Below are 17,470 nucleotides of genomic sequence, written 5' to 3' on the forward strand. Positions count from 1 at the left end.
AGCTGCCCCATGCACCCCCACCGCAACGCTGGGGTTGGGGCCGCTTTTCCTCTTCTCTTAAACCCTCCCCTCTCCCGCCCGGTTTGACGGCGGCCGCAGGCCGACGGCAAACCGGGCGGAACCGGGCCTCGGCATACCTCAGCCCGGTTCTCCTGCCGCTTACGGCTTGTACCGCTCAGGGAAGTTCAGCCGCATGAAGTAGCCCCAGGCGTACTGCCGCAACTGCTCCATCACGCTATGCCCCGCTTCCGGGCGCTGCCCCTCGCCGGCAATCATCACGTCCCACATGAAGCACTTGAGCACCACCTCCGGCCGCGTGCCCGCCCTCTCGCACATCTCGTTGAACACCTTGTCCACCTTCAGCGTGATTTCCATCTCGCAACTCCGGTTCGCCCGGCGCGACACTCGCGCTGTTGGCCTCACCCAGCCAACGCCGCGCGCAGGCGCGTCAAGGGCGGGCGCAGCCCGGCGAAGCGAACCCTTGATGCAACGAGCACGGCGTTACACTCGGCAGGCCAGCAGCGTGAGTCCCTCCCACCTACGCAGAACGTCCGGCATCAACCCCGTCAAGGCCGCGCGCCAGCGCGCCCGCAGGGCTTGGCCTTGACGGCGATCGGTTTGCCACGCTCGGGCTCTGCGGTGCAAGACGACTCGGCGGCTTGCACCGCACGCCAAACCGCGCTTTTTCGTTCAGGGGGTGTTTTCCGCCGAAGGCGGCTAGGTAGGGAGCCCCTTGGGGGCGGACGGGAGGCAGGCTGCGAGCACGCAGCGTAGGCCGCCAAGCGGCCGTAGCCCGCGCGCAGCAGACAGCCGGGAGGGCGGGGCTCATCATCCTTGCGCGCCAGCGCCTAGTTAAGATTACTTCGTACTCCTAACCTTGGCCGCATAGCGGCCCCTAGCATCGTCTGTGCGCAGCACTTGCATCAGGGCCGGGGGCGCAAGACATAACGCTGCGTTATCACTGGCCGGGCACCGGCCAGTGATAATGGCCGTGTTATGTTCAATCGGCTGATGGATGACGGCGGCCCGCCCCAGGCGGGACGGCGGCAGCCGGCAGACGATTTACCCCCGGCCCTTCGTTACCCTCGGCCCACCGGGCCGCACGAACTATCTTCGTCACATTCTCGGGCCCACTGGCCCGCTTGAACCCCTTCGTGTCCAATCCTGGCCCCAGGCCAGGATTTCCGGGCCGCTCCGGCACGGCACTTCTTCTCTTCGTCTCGCTATCGGGCCGCATGGCCCGCACTGCATTACCCAGCGTCCTAGGCCGATTGGCTAATGGTTAGGACTACTGATTTTTAATACAATCAAAGACTTAACATCGCAGCTAACAGGAGAACGGCTACCCCTTCCAGCGCCGTAAACGCAGCGCGGGCCGCGAGTGCTACCAACACTCACGGCCCGCTGACCACCATCAACTCGCACTAGGAGTCGATATGGCTGACGCCAATCTTAAAGCATTTGACGACGCTCACCCCTCGCGCAGCGTCACGATTCAGCAATCGCCCCGCTGGCGCCCCTACTCGCCTCGCCGACGGCCCGCACCGCCTCTCGTCCCTTGGTTCAAGCTCTCCGGCCGTTGGATCGAAGAAGCTGGCTTCATGCCTTATCAACGGCTTAAGATCGAAGTCCAACAACAGCGGCTTGTGATCACGCCCGCATAAGCGCCCTTCTTATTCATGGAATCCGCCCAAGGGCGGGTTCCTACCTCACCCCGACAGCCTCAGCAGACGCCTATCGTCTCGCAGTGCCTCGTATTTGCGACGTAACAATGTAAGCCGCCCCGAGTTCGTCCTGTAATTGGTGTGCCAACGTCATCCCCTCATTTCTGAATTCATTGGCCGCCGTTTCGCTTGCGAACCCGGAGTTTGCCGGATCATCCATATCAAGCGTTGCATCAAACTTGGCAGCCCACATCATCAGCCGCTCTTTCAGCAAGGACGATATCGGTAACTCACCTGGATCGATGTTCCCCACCTCCCCCGGAGAAGCCTCCCAAAGAGGGTAACACTGGTAGTCTGCCATCAACTTGATCATTCTCATTTTCCTCTCCCCGCAGGATTCGCCCCGACTATAAAGCCGTTGCTGCCAACTGTAACTGCAATACGCTGGGGTTGACCGTTAATCGTCACCTGATAGATTGGCCGCCCAGTACCGCTCCCTTGATAGCCGACGATATTGCCTTCGGTAACCGCTTGCATCACGACGCTCGATATATCACGCTGTGCTACCCCTATATTCGCAAAGTCATCGGCGTGTTCGTCAATGATATGTTGCAGCCCCGCAGTCGCATTGCCAGTTTCCATAAACACGATCTGGCCGCTAGGCGTCCTACCCGTGGAGATAACATTCTGTGAGGTAAATTTCACGCCGTTCGCAGCAAGTGCATCCAGGTCCGCTTGACTGACCGCACTGCTTGTAGCGCCACCAAGCGACGTTGCCGTGCGACTGCCACTTGTCGTCGGCAACACCTCACTCTGAGACGCCCCGCCCGGCAACGGACCCTCTCCGCCTCCACTGAAGGCCATCGAAGCGATCGCAGCCGACACAAGCGATCCCGCATCGTTCGGCGTCAATACTCCCGCTTGAACTCCGGACTGAAACGCCGATACCGATGCACTAATGAGGTACCCGCGTTCGGTCGCCGTCAGGTTCGGATCGTTTTGCGCCAACCTCAGTTCCGCCAAGGTAGTCACGGCGTCTGACCGCGTGATCGTGGCTCCCGGCATTTCGAAGCCATACGCGTGGTTTAGGAGCTGCTTCTCTTTCGCGCTCAGCGTATTGTTCAGCACCTCGTTTTCAGCCGACGTCGCTCCGGCCTGCGCATTCTGTCCCGCGAGCCCTGCTGCTAACCCACCACTCAGCGTCGCGATCCCCGCCGTAATCGCATTAAACGCCGTGTTGTTATAGCTCGTCGTCTGCGTGAGCGTTCCGTTGCCGTTGTCCGTCGTGGTGACGGTCTCCGAACCGTTGTACAGACCGTCGCGAATCAGCGGCGCGACCAGCGCACTAGCCGCCCCGCCAATGGCCCCACCGCCGCACCCGGTGCCTTCCGCTGCACTGGCGGCACAGCCCAATACGCCATGCGCAGTAACATACGTGACTTCGCGCATCGCCGCGTTGAGGGACGTGTTGTCCGCGTGCCAAGCCCCGATAGCACCCGCCCCAACGGCAGCAAGATTGCTCAGCACCCCGTCCTCAAACTGTTGTCCGAAGCTTCCCCCGTAGACTGCCGTATTGACCGCTGACGAGACCAGCCCCTGCCCAATGACCTCCTCCGCGCCCTTCGCCACTTCTGCGGTCGTCGCAATGCCACTCTCCATGTCGCCACCAACTTGCGACAACGACACGCTGTTCAGCTGTAAACCACTGTCCAAACCTTCGGTGGCCAGCGCGACTGCCCCGGCCTCTAAGACCTGGCCAAAACTAAAACCCTGCCCGCTACCCAACTGGCCCAGGGTTGATGCGAGCATCGCTCCGAGGATAGGCATGCCCAAAGCCGTAAGCGCCACCGCCGCAACCATCGACACAATCTGCTGCATCCCGAACCCGCCGGCCGCCACAAAGTGCGTGTGCAAATCGTCGCTCACCGATGTCTGCGAGAAATTGCTACCCAGATCCTGCAGCACCTGCCCCAGCAACTGTTGCGTCGCCGCGTTGTTCACCGACCCGTCCGGGTTCACCTCCTGCAACAACCCGCCGATCTGATTGAGCTGCGACACGTTCAGCGTCATCTGCCCCGCCGCCGCACTCATGAACCCGCCAGGCTGCACCGTCGTACCCGTCGTCTCCACATAGCCCGATTCGGGATCGTTGCCCGCGTTGTGCCAAATCTCCCCGACATCCACCTGGTTCTGCTGATTCGTCAGCGTCCCCGTGTTCACCGTCAACGAGCCGCCCGATGCAATCGTCCCCGTGTTCAGGATGCTGCCGCCGCTGGCCTTGTCGCCAAAGTTCAGCTTGATGCTGTCGCTCGCAACGATGTTCCCGTCCGCCGAAAGCGACGACGTATTGGCCGGCAAATACACCTGCGGCATCAACGCCGTGATCGTCGGGCAACTGAGCGAGCCCGTCGCCTTGCACCCCGGCTCCGGCACCGTCTGCTCCACGTACCACAGCATCGGCTGCGTCAACTCGCCAATCTGCTGCTGCGTCAACGCTTGCCCCAGTTGGAGGTTGTTCGCCTTCGCGTACTCCGTCGCGTTGGCGTACAACACCACCTTCTCCTGGTCCGTCACCGACAACTGCAGTTGGCTGTCGCTCGACAAGCCATTGACGAACGTCGCCTGTCCCGTCTGTTTCAACGCCGCCGCCTGCAGCGCCGCATCTTCCGCCTGCGGGTTGTAGTAGAACAGCGACGTGCTCGGTTGAAGGTTCGACGGCAGGTTCGAGAGCAGCAGTTGCGGCGACACCGGATCGAGCGTCGTGCCCGTGCCGCCCAACACGTAGTTCACGCTCGGCAACGCGCTGTTGCTCGAGGGCGTGGCCCCTTGCGATCCAGCCGCGCCGCCCAGCGAGGTCGGAATCGACAAATCCACCGATGCACCCGGATGCGCATTCAACGGCACATTCGCCACCACTTGCGAGCTCACAGGCGGGGCCAACTCAGGACCCAGCGTCTGCTTCATCTGCGTGAGCGTGTAACCGCCCAACGTCGCCGGAATCGACAGGTTCAACCCGCCCGCGGCCGGCGCAAGACTGATCACCTGCGGCGCATTGCCCACCGTCGGCGTGTACGTGTTCGACTTCGTGATGCCGTTGGCCAGGTTCGTGCCCGTGAGCGTGACCGATTGGCCGATCACGTTGCCCACGTTGATGATCTTGCCGCCCGAGGTCACCGTCAGGTTCGGCGCCTCGATCGTCGCCGCTATGTTGCCCACCGGCGTCGGCGGATCGATCGCGCCGCCAACGTTCGTGTAGGCGCTGCCGTAAAGCGCCGTGCATTCGGCCGCGCTGCCGCACCCCCACTGCTCGTGGCGCTTGTCCGAGCTGAACATGCCCGTCTCTTGCACCCAGTGCGAGTGCCAGTACGCGTTCAACGTCTGCTCCTGGTTCACCACAGGACCGGCTACGTTGACCGTCGCTTTTACGCCCGCGGTGATCAGGCTGCCCACGTTCGTCAACGTGCCTGCCTGCATGTTCAGGTCGTGGCCCGCGCTGATGATCGAGGAGTCGCCCGATTGTTGGTCGACGTAGGCCTCGCAGTAACTTTCCTTGTAGCCGCCAGCGGTCATACACCCCGAGTACTGCTCGGCCGAGCCGTAGTTCTGGTGCACCGGCACCGGCGGGGGCAACGTGTTCGTGATCGCGCCCGAGACGTTCAGCGTGATGTCGTTGCCGGCGAGAATGTTGCCCGACGTGTTCGTCAGCGTTTGCGCAGCGGTCGTCCCGCCCGCGCTTGTGCTCACGCCCGTGACCACGATGTTGTGACCGGCAATCAGATTGCCGTACGTGTTATCAATCGTACCGGCCGAAATCGTGAGGTCATTGCCGGCGATGATGGATGCGTTGTCCTGCGTGTAGACGAACGTTGACGTATTCGGGTTCTCGCCTCTCACGTGGCCATCGTTCTCGCACGCGACATTGCTCGTCCCGGATGCGCAACCCGCTTGGCTTGAGAAGCTCTGTGTGTGACCGCCCTGATCGACCACGTGCGCGCCGCTCAGATTGACGTTGTTTTGCGCGTAGAGCGTGCCCTCGTTCACCAGCGAGCTTGCGCCGCCCTGCACGTCTAAGTCGTGGCCAGCGGCGATGAGCCCCGTAGCGGTGGACCAGGTCACAGTGGACACGGCTGTCGGAGCAGCGCCGGCCGACAACGTGAAAAGTGTGGGTGGCATGGGCGTGCAACCGTAGTCCCACTGGCTGCAGGTCGTCGCGCTCGCGTAAACGCCAACCATTCCAAGTGACTTGACTGAGTTGACGAACGCCGCAAACTGACCGGGATCGACCCAGTCCACAGTATGCACGGTCGTCGTCGGAGACACCGCGCCGTTGCTCAGCGACTGGATACGCAACGCGATATCACCCGCCGCACCGATCTGGCCGCCACGATTCGACAGAGAATTCGCGACGAGGGAGATCGCGTTACCGGCCGAAATTACGCCTGATACTCCTGGCTGTTGACTGGTCGTTGTTTCATAAACCGTGGGGAGCGTAAGGGTGACGACCCCGGAGTTCCGTTGCGCAACAGGAGTCGAAACGGCAGACCAAACTGTGCCGTAATGATCGTTCCCCCAGTTATCCGTACCCAGGTATTGGCCAAAAGCCCCGAATGTCACGGTTCCAGATCCCGAGATCGGGGTTGCGGAGGGCAGCGTGCAGTCGACACGGCAAGGCGACGTACCGCCTGCCGTCTGCACGTTTTGAAGCGCCCCCCATGCACCTGTCGGCGACAGCAGATTTCCGAGCGTCGCCGTGGCATGCGCAACACCCACCCCGTAGTCGCACTCGCCGCAGCCGCCATAGGAGAAGGCCCAAGTCTGCGTCCCAACAACCCCAGACCACAGCAAGGCGGAGTCATTCACGACTTGCGTAACGGTGGACGCCCCTGAGGGCAGGGTCTGGTCATTGACGATAGAGGCCGCATTAATGTTGACGTTGCTCGCCGCCACGATCTTCCCGCCGGTGTTATTCACATCCCCGGAGAAGTTGAGCGTGACGTTCCCCTGCGCCTGCGTTGTCGCGCTGGCGTTATAAAACGACGTGCCCGAGGCATTGATGTTTCCCTGCGCTTCGAGCGTGCCGAGGTTATCCACGACCCCACTCAGATTCAAATCCCCGTTCGCATGAACGAGCGCGCTGTGCCCATTCTCCAGGGCGCCGTTCAAAGCGACGGTCGAACCACCGACGATTTGTCCGTAGTTCAGAATCAGCCCATTCGAAGCCAGCGAAAATGCACCCGAACTCTGAATCGCGCCGGTAATCGTTGCGCCATTAAGCGCAGTGATCGAAGCCCCTCCGGCATTGACGTTCCACGTCCCCCCGACCGACAGCGAGTTCACCGTCATCGACAACTGCCCACCCGCATAAATCCCGCCACTCACCGCCGCCGACGGATCCCACGCCATATTCGCGAGCGAGAACGCGGCATCTTTCGCCGCACTCATCTGGCCGCTGGTGTTGTCGAAGGCGCCTGCCCCTCCGGTAACAGTCAACGACAAATTGCCCGTGGTCGCGCCGGTCTGGAACGGGTTGCCTGCAATCACCAGGCCATTCGCGTTGCCGATTGTGGCCGCTCCGATCGCGACGGCATTCGAGCCAAGAATCGTCCCGCCGCCGTTGGCGAGGTTCCCGCCGACATTGATCGTCGTAGTCTGCCCGTTGATCGTCCCGGCGTTCGTCATGTTCGACGTCGCAGTCAACGCGGTCGTGCTCGTCGAAGCGAGCGCTGCGCCCGATCCGTTTGTGATCGTTCCTCCATTGACCGTCAATGCACCGCCGGCCAATACCTGATTGTTCGCCGAGTTCGTGAATGCGCCGCTGCCCGCATTGAACGTCGCCGCACCCGAAACCAGCGTCTGCCCCGATGTCGCGATCGCTTGCGTAGCCGTTTCAGTCAGCGAACCGCCTACGATCATCGAACCGCTCTTCACCGTCGCGCCGCTCAACGAGGCATCGTGCGTCACGTAGATCTGCGCAGCACTCGTATCGACGGTGCCCTGCGCGGACGCCGTGAACCCTTGCGAAGCGGTGGTCGTGCCCGACACCGTCACGTTCGCGCCCGTCAGCGAGACGTTACCCGCCAACACGTTCGTGCCGCCAAGCGTCAAGCCCCGCCCCGCCGACAGCGTCGCCGCGCCGTTGCCTTGCAGATTGGCCGCAACCAGGCTGCCGTTTGTCGCGCTCAGCGTAAGCGGCCCACCAGCCGATATTCCCGAAATCGCGGTCAGGTTCTGCGAAGCCGTCGCGTTCAGCACCCTCAACGCCTTGCCCCAGCGAGAACGCGCCGCCTGCCGTAGCGTTGATCGCTTGACCGAACGCAAGCCCGCCCGCGCCTGTCATGTCTCCATCGGCTTGGAACGTGCCCGTTCCGTCGCCCCAAAGCGTGCCCCCGATCGACATTGCGCCGCCCGACGTCAGCCGCGTGTTTCCGTTGATCTGCGCCGCCCCAATCGACAATGCGCCCGCGGCAGTAGCCGTAAAGTTCGCCACGGCCGATACGGCGCCGTTCAATGCCATTGCGCCGTTCGTTGCCGCGAGGACGATGTCACCATTCGCGCCGAGCGCCCCGCCCATCGTCAAATCTCGGCCCGCAGTGGCGTTGAATGCGCCGCCCGCGGTGGCCGCGCCGGCAACCGTCAGATTGCGAGCCGCAGACAACGTCGCCGCACCGCCAGCCTGCAGCGGTCCTGCAACGCTCAGATCGCCAGCACCGTTATGTCCAAGCGCCTGCAACGAAAGCGTCGCGGCTGCTTGCACGCCGCCGAACGATGCGTCGTTCGCCGCCGTCGCGTTCACGGCCGCTCCCGCTGTCAGCGCTCCCGTCACGCCGATCGAGCCGCCCGCTTGCAAGGTCGCCGCGCCGTTGCCCAATGCGATCGAAGTCGCATGCAAATCGCCGCCCGCTTTGAGTGTCCCCGCCGTGGCGTCGGATGCTTGACCGGTCACTGCGCCAAGCGTCATCGCGCCACCGGATGTCAGATTGACGTCCCCGTTTGCGGTCGTCGCGCCACTGATTGCGAGCGATTGCGCCGACGATGCAGTCAACGCACCCTGCGTCGCAACGCCGTTCGCAGCCAACGAACCACTTCCCGCGGTCATCGATACGTTGCCGACGGAGTTCAACCCGCCCGTTTGCGTCAGGTTGCGCCCGGCAGTCAACGTTGTCGTCGCACCGCCGTTCGTCGTGCCGGCGACGGCGATGTCGCGAGCAGCCGATACCTGCAACGCACCGAGAGCCGCGACGTTGCCCGCGAACGTTGCATCTCCTCCGCCCGCATGACCTGAAGCCGTGACAGTCAGTGCCTCGCCCGCTTGAACGGTAGCCAAGGCCACGTTGTTCCCGGCCGCCACATCGATCGTTTGCGCGGCAAGCGCGCCGGTCAACGCTGTGTCGTGTCCGGCATTGATCGTCACCGCATTCCCGAACGACAGGGCGCCCGCGCCGGTGACATCGGTGCCGGCCGCCAATGAGCCGTTACCTTGCCCCGTCATCGGACCGGAGATCGTCAATGCACCGCCAGCGGTTGCGTTGATATTGCCCGCCACCGTAAGCACTGCGCCGAACGTCACATTTGCGCCTGCCGAGGCGTTCAGCGCGCCCCCGACCGTCGATGCGGTCGTTGTCGTTAAGTTACCGGCCAACGCAGAAAGCGACACATCACTCGACGCCGTCAGCGCCGAGGCCAGCATCACATTCCGACCAGCCGTCACCGAACACGATGCACCGCAGGCCAACGCACCATAGACGGTGGCATCACGTGCAGCTTGAACCGTGAACGCACCCGGTGAAGCAATCGCTCCGTTGAGCGTCACATCACCCGGGCCGCCCACAGCTGCTGTTGGGCTGCCCTTGGCGGTCAGCGCGATCGTCGTCGCCGATGTCAACGCGCCGAGCGCCATACTGCCTGCCGCCGTGGCTTGAATCGCATTCGCCTGTAGCGCACCCGCCAGATCGACATCCGCGCCTGAAAGAAGCGTCGCCGATCCACTGAACGCAGCAACGCTCGTTCCGTTCGCCGCATCGAAAATAGTTGTTCCCGCACCCAACGATCCGTTCTTTCCGACAAGCGTGCGCCCCAGCGTCAGGTTGTCGCCTGCCTGCAGCTTGACGTCGCCGGTTGCGCTCGTCGATGCGCCCAACGTCAGGTCTTGCGCCGTCGCAATCGTCAGATCGCCGCCGCTCTCGATGCCGCCTGTCGCGCTCAACGCGCCTTGCTGCGCGTTGATGGTCAGATCGCCGCCCGCGTTGATTACGCCGGGCACCGCGACGCTTCGCTGCGCCGTGAGCGTCGCCGTCGCGCCACTGCTCAGCGTGCCTTGAATCACGATGTCCTGCGCCGCCTGCGCAGTCATTGCGCCTGCTGCACCGACTGCACCATTCACGGTAATCGTGCCGCCGCCTGCCGCACCGTTCGCCCGCAGCGCCATCGCCCCGGTCGACGCAACGTTGTTCAGCGCGAGATCGTTCGCGGCCGTCATCGTCAGACCGGCGCTCTGCGCTGGCCCCGAGAGCTGAATATCATGGCCCGCGGTAAACGTGGCGCTCTGGGCGAACCCGGTGCTGCCGCTGCCATTCAGATCGTGTCCTGCCGTGAGCTGCCCCGTGCCTTGTCCGTTGAACGTACCGGCAAGCGTCAGGTCATTCCCTGCTGCCAACGAAGTCGCATTCGCCACCGCGGTCTGACCGCCAAGCGTCAAGCCCGTGCCGGCCGATACGGTCAGATCATGTTCCGCATTGAGGGTGCCGCTCGACGTGAAGCTGCCCGACGACGCCGTGAGTGCCAGGTCGTTCGTCGCCTGTATGCCGCCCGTCAACGAGAGGTTGCGCGCTGCCGTGAACGTCGCCGTATCACCGCCGACAAACGCGCCGGTCACTGCAATATCCTTCGCCGCCGTGAAGGTGGCCGCCGCAGTCGCGGCAATCTGGCCGTTCAACGTGATCGTCCCACCGCCAGCGGCGCCTTTGGCCGTCAAATCGAGCGTCGATGTCGATTGCGCATTGGTCACCGTCAAGTCGTTGCCAGCTGTAAGCGTGACGCCCTGGCCCTGAACGTTGCCACCAAGGTCGATGTCGTGGCCCGCATCAAGCGCAGCACTTTGCACGAACACAGCGCTGCCCGCGCCGTTCAGGTCATGCCCTGCGTTCAACTGCCCGGCGCCCTGCCCGGTTACCGATCCTGCGAGCGTGAGATCGTTGCCGGCCGTCACCGCGGTCGCGCCCACCGCCGATACCTGTCCGCCAAGCGAGACGTTCGTGTCGGCTTGCACCGACAAATCGCCGTTCGCCGACAAGGCACCGCTCGTCGTCACATTGCCGGCCGTCGCGGTCAGCGAAACGTTTTTCGCCGCCTGTATCTGACCCGTGACGTTGACGTCACGCGCCCCTGTCAACGCGATGGCGTCGTTGCTCGTAAGCGTGCCATGCACGACGACGTCCTGCGCCGCGCTCGCGCTCACCACACCGTCGGCGTTCGCCTTGCCGTTGATCGTGATCGTTCCTGCGCCCGACAGACCGTTGGCCTTCAACGTCATCGCGCCCGTCGACGATGCATCGGTAAGCGAAAGGCTATTGCCGGCCGTCAGCGCAACGCTCGCGCCCTGCACCGCACCCGATAGTGCAATGTCGTGGCCAGCCGCAAACGTCGCGCTTTGCGCGAACGCTCCCCCCGCTCCCGTCAAATCATGGCCCGCGCTGAGTTGCCCCGCGCCTTGGCCGCTCAACGCACCCGACACCGTCAAGTCGTTGCCGGCAGCAAGCGTCGTCGCCTGGCCGACATGGGTGGGGCCGCCCAACGTCAGGTTGCCGCCGGCAGTTGCATTGAAATTGCCGCCGACATCGAGCGGACCGCTTGCCGTCACGTCTGCGCCGGCCGCTGCAAGCACCAGGTCCGCGGTGGCATTGATTGCCCCCGTTACGCCGATGTTGCGCGCGCCGGCGATCGTGACCGCGCCGCCGCCCGTCAGCGTGCCCGAAACGTTCGCGTCGCGAGCCGCATTGAGTACCGTTGCGCCCACGACCGTCGACGTCCCGTTCAGCGTAATGTCGCCAGCGCCAGCGAAGCCGAGCGCCGCAATTGCAAGCGTCGACCCCGATTCGACGTTCGCCAGCGTTGCCGAATTGCCGGCCTGGACTTGCATCTGCCCAGCTTCCAGCACGCCGCTCAAATTCACGTCCCGACCGGCAACCAGCGTAGCTGCATGCTCGAATGCAACCGCGCCGGAGCCGGTCATGTCCACGCCGGCCGCAATCGTTCCGTCGTTCGCGACAAATGCGCCTGCGAGCGTGACGTTTTTCCCCGCGGTAAGCGTGGCCGTGCCCATGGCGCTCGTCTGGGCCGAACCGAGCGCAAGCGTTTGTCCCGCAGCGAGCGCAAGGTTGCCGTTCGTCGAAAGACCCGCGCTCGTCGAAAGCGTGCCCGTACGCGCTTGCAGCGAGGCATCCCCGACGGCGTTCACCGCGCCGTTCGCATTCACGTTACGCTGCGCCACCGCATCGAGCGTGCTGTTGCCAGCGAAGCTGCCCGATATGGTCAGGTCGCGCGCAGCGGAGAATGTCGCAGCGCCGAACGATGAAACGGCGCCCGCAAGCGTTACGTCACCCGCGCCGAGCAATCCGTTAGCGGAGACACTCAATGCGGCATTCGCTTGCACATTGCCGAGCGTGGCGGAATTGCCAGCCGTAATTGCAACGTTCGCGCCTTGCAGCGAACCCACGATGTTGGTGTCTGTCGCCGAAGCCAAAGCCACATCGCCGACGAAGTTGGCGCTGCCCGTCACGTCGAATTCGCCACCGGCCGATAGCGCGCCCTTACCCTTACCGCCAAGCGAACCCGTCAAGGCGATATCGCCGAGCGCAGCGAGCGTCGTGTCGCCGACCGCCGATGTCGTACCGCCAAGCGCCATGCTGCCCGCCGCGATAGTCAACGCCGCGCTCGCAGCCAACGTCCCTGTCGAAACGTAAGCGCCGCCTGCCTGGATTGTCAGCGCTTGGGAGGTACCTGCGCTCTGCAGCGAGCCCGCGATGGTGACGTTGTGCTGCGCGGTCAGTCGCAGGGCATCCGCGGCAGCGAACGCACCATTGACGGCGATGTCATGCGCTGCGGTCAACGTGGTTCCGCCGATCGACGAGCCATGGCCCGCCATCGTGATATCGCCACCACCCGCCACACCATTCGCCCTCACCGAAAGCGCGCCCGCGGCCTGCAAGTCGTTGATCGTCGCAGAGTTGCCGGCAGTCACCGCAACGTTCGCTCCAAGCAGTGCGCCTTTGATGTTCGTATCACCGCCCGATGTCACCGCTGCGTCTTTGGCGAAGCCCGCGCTGCCCGCGACGTCGATCTCGCCACCGGCCTTCAAAACGCCGCTTCCCTGACCCACGATCGTGCCGTTCAACGTAAGATCGCTGCCTGCGCTCAGCGCCGTATCGCCTTTGACAGACGCCGCGCCGCCGATCGTCAGCGCATTGCCAGCGCTCGCCGCCAGGGTTGTGTCCGATTGCACGCTGCCCGTCACACTGATGTCGTGCATCGCCGAGACGGAGACCGATGCCGCGGCGAGCGTGCCCGCGACCGTCGCGTCCTGCCCGGCAGACATCGTAGCGCCGCCCAGCGCGCTCACCTGCTGTGGCCCGACCGCAAGCGAGCCGCCTGCCTTCAGCGCGAGGTTGCCGTTGGTCGAGAGCGTCGCGGCAGTCGAAAGGTTTCCCGCACCCGCAGTAAGCGATACGTCGCCGACCGATGCGACCGCGCCATTCACGCTCACGTTGCGGCCTGCGTTACCCGTCACCGTATTGCCACTCGTGAAGCTGCCGTTGACGGCGATATCTCTGGCAGCCGTCATGTTGACGGCGTTCGTCGCGCTCGTCTTGCCAATCAGCGCAAGGTCACCGCCACCCGCGTTGCCGTTCGCGCTTACGGAGAGTGTCCCGGGCGTCTGAATGTCGCCAAGGCTCGCGGAATTGCCTGCCGTCACTTGCAGAGCCGCACCGTACAAGCTGCCGGTCAGCGAAACGTCATGGCCTGTCGTGAGTGAGGCCTGATTCGCAAACGCGATCGAGCCGCCGCCGGTCAAGTCGGAGCCGGCCGTGATCGTTCCACTCGATTGGCCAACAATCGAACCGGCCACCGTCAGTGCATCGGCCGACGACAACGTCATCGCGCCATTGGCTTGAACGGTGCCATTGACGAGCAGGTTTCGCTGCGCGTCGATCCTCGCAGTCGTCGACGAGGACAATATCCCGTCTACCTTTACGTCGAGCCCCGTCGTGACCGTCACGGCCTGCTGCGCGATCACTTGCGCCGCGCTCGCGACATTCACGCTTGCGCCGGCAGTCAGCGTCAACGCGGCCGCAGCGTTCGCATTGCCGTTGAATGTGATATCGCGTGCGGCTTGCACGGAGAATGCGTCACCGGCGACGATCGGTCCGTTCAACACGATGTCCGTTGCGTTCCCACCCTGAGTCACGACAGACAGCGCGCCGCCAGTCTGCACGTTACCTAGCGTCATTGCACCACCGGCAGCGAGCGCCATCTTGCCGTCGGTCGAAACGTTCCCGGTGGTCGTCAGGTTTCCGGAGCTCGCCGTTAGCGAGACGGCCCCTACCGATCCCACGGTATTGCCGACGCTGACATTGCGTCCAGCCGTACCAGTCAGCGTGTCGCCGCCGGCATAGACGCCATCTATCGAAAGGTCCCGTGCGGCAGCGAGCGTCACGGCATTCGCTGCTGTGGTCTTGCCGTTAAGCGCGATATCGCCGCCGGATGCCGCACCGTTCGCGGCGACAGCCAGCGTTCCGGGCGTTTGCACATCGCCGAGTGCCGCGGAATTGCCGGCGGTCAACTGCACGGACCCGCCGTACAACGTGCCCGTCAGCGATACGTCATGCCCCGTCGTCAGCGTCGCCTGGCCCGTGAATGCAATCGAGCCAGCACCCGTCAAGTCCGTACCCGCCGTGACGGTTCCATTCGATTGCCCGGCGATCGACCCGGCTACCGTCAAGGCACCGGCCGACGACAAAACCATCGGCCCCTGCGCTTGCAGCGTTCCGTTGACGGTCAGATGGCGTTGCGCATTCACGCTGGCATTCGTCGACGAAGACAATACGCCGTCGACTTGCACGTCGAGCCCCGCACTCACCGTCGCGGCTTGCTGCGCAATCACCTGCGCCGTACGTACGATGTCGACGCTGCCGCCTGAAGCAAGCGTCAGCGTCGTGCCAGCGTTGGCATTTCCGTTGAACGTCAAGTCGCGCGCCGCCTGCGCAGAGAACGCGCCGCCCGCCGCGATCGGTCCGTTGACCACAATGTCGGTGGCGTTGGCGCCTTGTGTAGTGATCGACAGCGCGCCGCCGGTTTGCACATTGCCGAGCGTCATTGCGCTACCGGCATCGAGCGTCATCCTGCCGTTCGTCGTCACGCTTCCCGTGGCCGTCAGATTGCCCGCGGTCGCTGTCAACGCGATATCGCCAACCGCTCCGACCGCGTTGTTCACGTTGACATCGCGCCCGGCCGTGCCCGTGAGCGTATTACCGCCTGTGAAACTCGCGTTTATAGCGACGTCTCGCGCGGCAGTAAGATTGGCCGCACCTGTTGAAGACGTCTTGCCATTGAGCGCAATGTCCCCACCGCCGGCAGTACCGTTCGCGGTAATGGCAAGCGCCCCCGGCGTCTGCACATCGCCGACGCTCGCCGAATTGCCCGCGGTCAATTGCAGCGCCCCGCCGTACAAACTTCCCGTCAGCGCTACATCGTGCCCTGCCGTCAGCGCTGTTTGACCCGCAAACGCAATCGCGCCACTGCCGCTTAGATCGGTCCCGGCCGTGACCGTCCCGCTCGATTGGCCGACGACCGATCCGCCCACGGTCAATGCATCGCCCGAGGACACCGTCATCGCATCCTGCGCCTGCAGCGTTCCATCGACGAACACGTTGCGTTGCGCATTCACGCTCGCATTCGCCGACGAAGACAATACGCCGTCGATCTTCACGTCGAGCCCGGCCGCCACCGTCGCCGTCTGCTGTGCAACGACCTGCGCCGCACCTGCCACGGTCAGGTTGCCACCGGCATTGAGCGTCAGCGCAGTACCCGCACTCGCGTTGCCGCTGAACGTCAAGTCACGCGCCGCCTGCGCAGCGAACGCACCGCCGGTGACGATCGGCCCGTTGATGACGATGTCGGTCGCGTTGACGCCTTGCGTCGCGATCGACAACGCGCCGCCGGTTTGGACGTTGCCCAGCGTCATCGCCCCGCCGGCGGTCGCCGTCGTGTCGCCGTTGGCTTGCAGCGTCGCGACATTGACGTTGCCCTGCGCCGCAAGCGAAAGATCCTTCCCCGATTGCAGCGTGCCGGTCGACGTCAGATCGCCGCCGGACGTGAGCGTATAGCCGCTGATGCCAAGCCCCGTCCCCGACAGGGTTGTATTGCCGGCACTCGTGATCGAGACACTCTGCTGCGCAGCGTGGTTGCCGGCCGTCAGGTCGCCGTTCGACGACAACGTCAGATTCCCCGCCGTCGAAGCGAGCGCACCATCGGTGCGCACGCCCATACCTTGCGCCGTCCCGATCACCGAGATCTGCCCGGCCGTCATTGCGCCGAAGTTCGTCGCATCGATCGCATAACCCTGCGTCGCGTTGCCGATCGCCGCAGCCGTATTGGCGCTTCCGTTCGCCTGCGTCGCGTAGGTCGTGCCCGTTGCATCGGACGCAGCGGGGCTCACGACCTGATCGCCGGCAAGCACGTTGATACGCGTGCCGGCATAGAGCGGCGCGTTCACGCCGACGGTTTCGCCGATGAGATCGATCGTGCCAACCGTGCCCTCGATGCCGGACCCGGGGCCGTTCGTGCCTGCGTTGCCTTCGATCTGGATATGACCGCCGCGCACGTCATAGGCGATTGCCTGCGCGTTCGTGAAGTCGGTCTGCGTTCCGCCCATGTGGGTCAGGAACTGCGGCGTGCCTGTCGTCAAGGTCACGCCGAATGTATTGGTGAACCCGGCCCCGCGCACTGCGATGCCGTTCGGGTTGGCGATGATGACCGTGGCCGCTGCGCCGAACACTTCGAGCGGCCCGTTGAGCACGCTCATGAACGCACTGCCACTCGACGTGACCTGGTTCACGATCACGCTGGCCGCGCGGCCGTTCAGGTTCGGATTGGCCGCGACATTGCCGCCCGTCAGCGTCGTCCCGCCTTGCAGGCTGTTGTTCAGAATCAAGCCAACCGGATCGACGTTGAAGCTTTGGTACTGATTGAGCGAGATGCCCGCCGCATTGGGCGCCGTGATGTTGATGACGGGCACACCGCCGCCCGTTCCTGTCGATTGCGTGACCGCCGGTTGGAATGAAATCGGTGCTTTAGGGTCCGCGATCGCCGCGGCTTCGGCCACTTGCATCGCAAAGCGAATCCGCAGCGAAGCCAGGTCTTCGATCCTGCGCCATGCGTCGTCACCCAGGCGATGACTTCCCGCGGCGATCACGCCGGCTGCACGACGCCCTTGTTCGACCGTCAACGTGATGGGGCCGACGAACAGGGTAGCAGCAACGAGCGCACTGACCGCGCGTTGCCAGATCCCATAGCGTGGCGTGCCGCCGGCGAGGCGAATGCCTGTCAGCATTTGCAGTCGCTCGCGTGCTGCACGCGCCTGCTCGAACCGTTGCCAGCTACCCCGTGTCGACTTTTTCATGTCGGTGTGGTCGTTATTGGTATCTATTGATGTCGTTATGTGCCGGCGGCCCCGCCGACGCGGCATCGCGTAACCGATGCGATGCCGCTCACTGCCGTGCGATCTCTCCAGGCCCGAAAGAGATCAATGCCTT

The 17,470-nt window shown here is 64.0% G+C and carries 5 protein-coding genes; 1 reads left to right on the forward strand and 4 read right to left on the reverse strand.

Going from position 1 to position 17,470, the window contains the following annotated elements:
- Positions 1 to 159: 159 nt before the first annotated feature.
- The gene (locus C0Z19_RS07720) at positions 160 to 375 is read right to left on the reverse strand and encodes a hypothetical protein (protein WP_102609216.1); all 216 of its coding nucleotides are present in this window, start codon (positions 373 to 375) and stop codon (positions 160 to 162) included.
- Positions 376 to 1,436: 1,061 nt separating this feature from the next.
- Here C0Z19_RS07720 and C0Z19_RS07725 point away from each other — a divergent pair.
- On the forward strand, positions 1,437 to 1,664 hold the full coding sequence (locus C0Z19_RS07725) for a SymE family type I addiction module toxin (protein WP_102609217.1): 228 nt from the start codon (positions 1,437 to 1,439) through the stop codon (positions 1,662 to 1,664).
- 70 nt (positions 1,665 to 1,734) lie between these two features.
- Here C0Z19_RS07725 and C0Z19_RS07730 read toward each other — a convergent pair whose 3' ends face one another.
- From C0Z19_RS07730 to C0Z19_RS07740, 3 genes are all read right to left on the reverse strand, one after another.
- Positions 1,735 to 2,043 (reverse strand): immunity protein CdiI family protein, encoded by a 309-nt coding sequence (locus tag C0Z19_RS07730; protein ID WP_102609218.1) that lies wholly within the window; start codon positions 2,041 to 2,043, stop codon positions 1,735 to 1,737.
- Positions 2,040 to 7,577: a beta strand repeat-containing protein gene (locus C0Z19_RS07735; RefSeq protein ID WP_332882208.1), complete on the reverse strand. Its 5,538-nt coding sequence runs from the start codon at positions 7,575 to 7,577 to the stop codon at positions 2,040 to 2,042. The genes C0Z19_RS07730 and C0Z19_RS07735 overlap by 4 nt, the downstream gene beginning before the upstream one ends.
- A gap of 157 nt (positions 7,578 to 7,734) precedes the next feature.
- On the reverse strand, positions 7,735 to 17,337 hold the full coding sequence (locus C0Z19_RS07740) for a two-partner secretion domain-containing protein (protein WP_158242952.1): 9,603 nt from the start codon (positions 17,335 to 17,337) through the stop codon (positions 7,735 to 7,737).
- Between the last annotated feature and the right edge of the window lie 133 nt (positions 17,338 to 17,470).

The organism is Trinickia soli, assembly GCF_002879855.1.
GTDB lineage: Bacteria > Pseudomonadota > Gammaproteobacteria > Burkholderiales > Burkholderiaceae > Trinickia > Trinickia soli.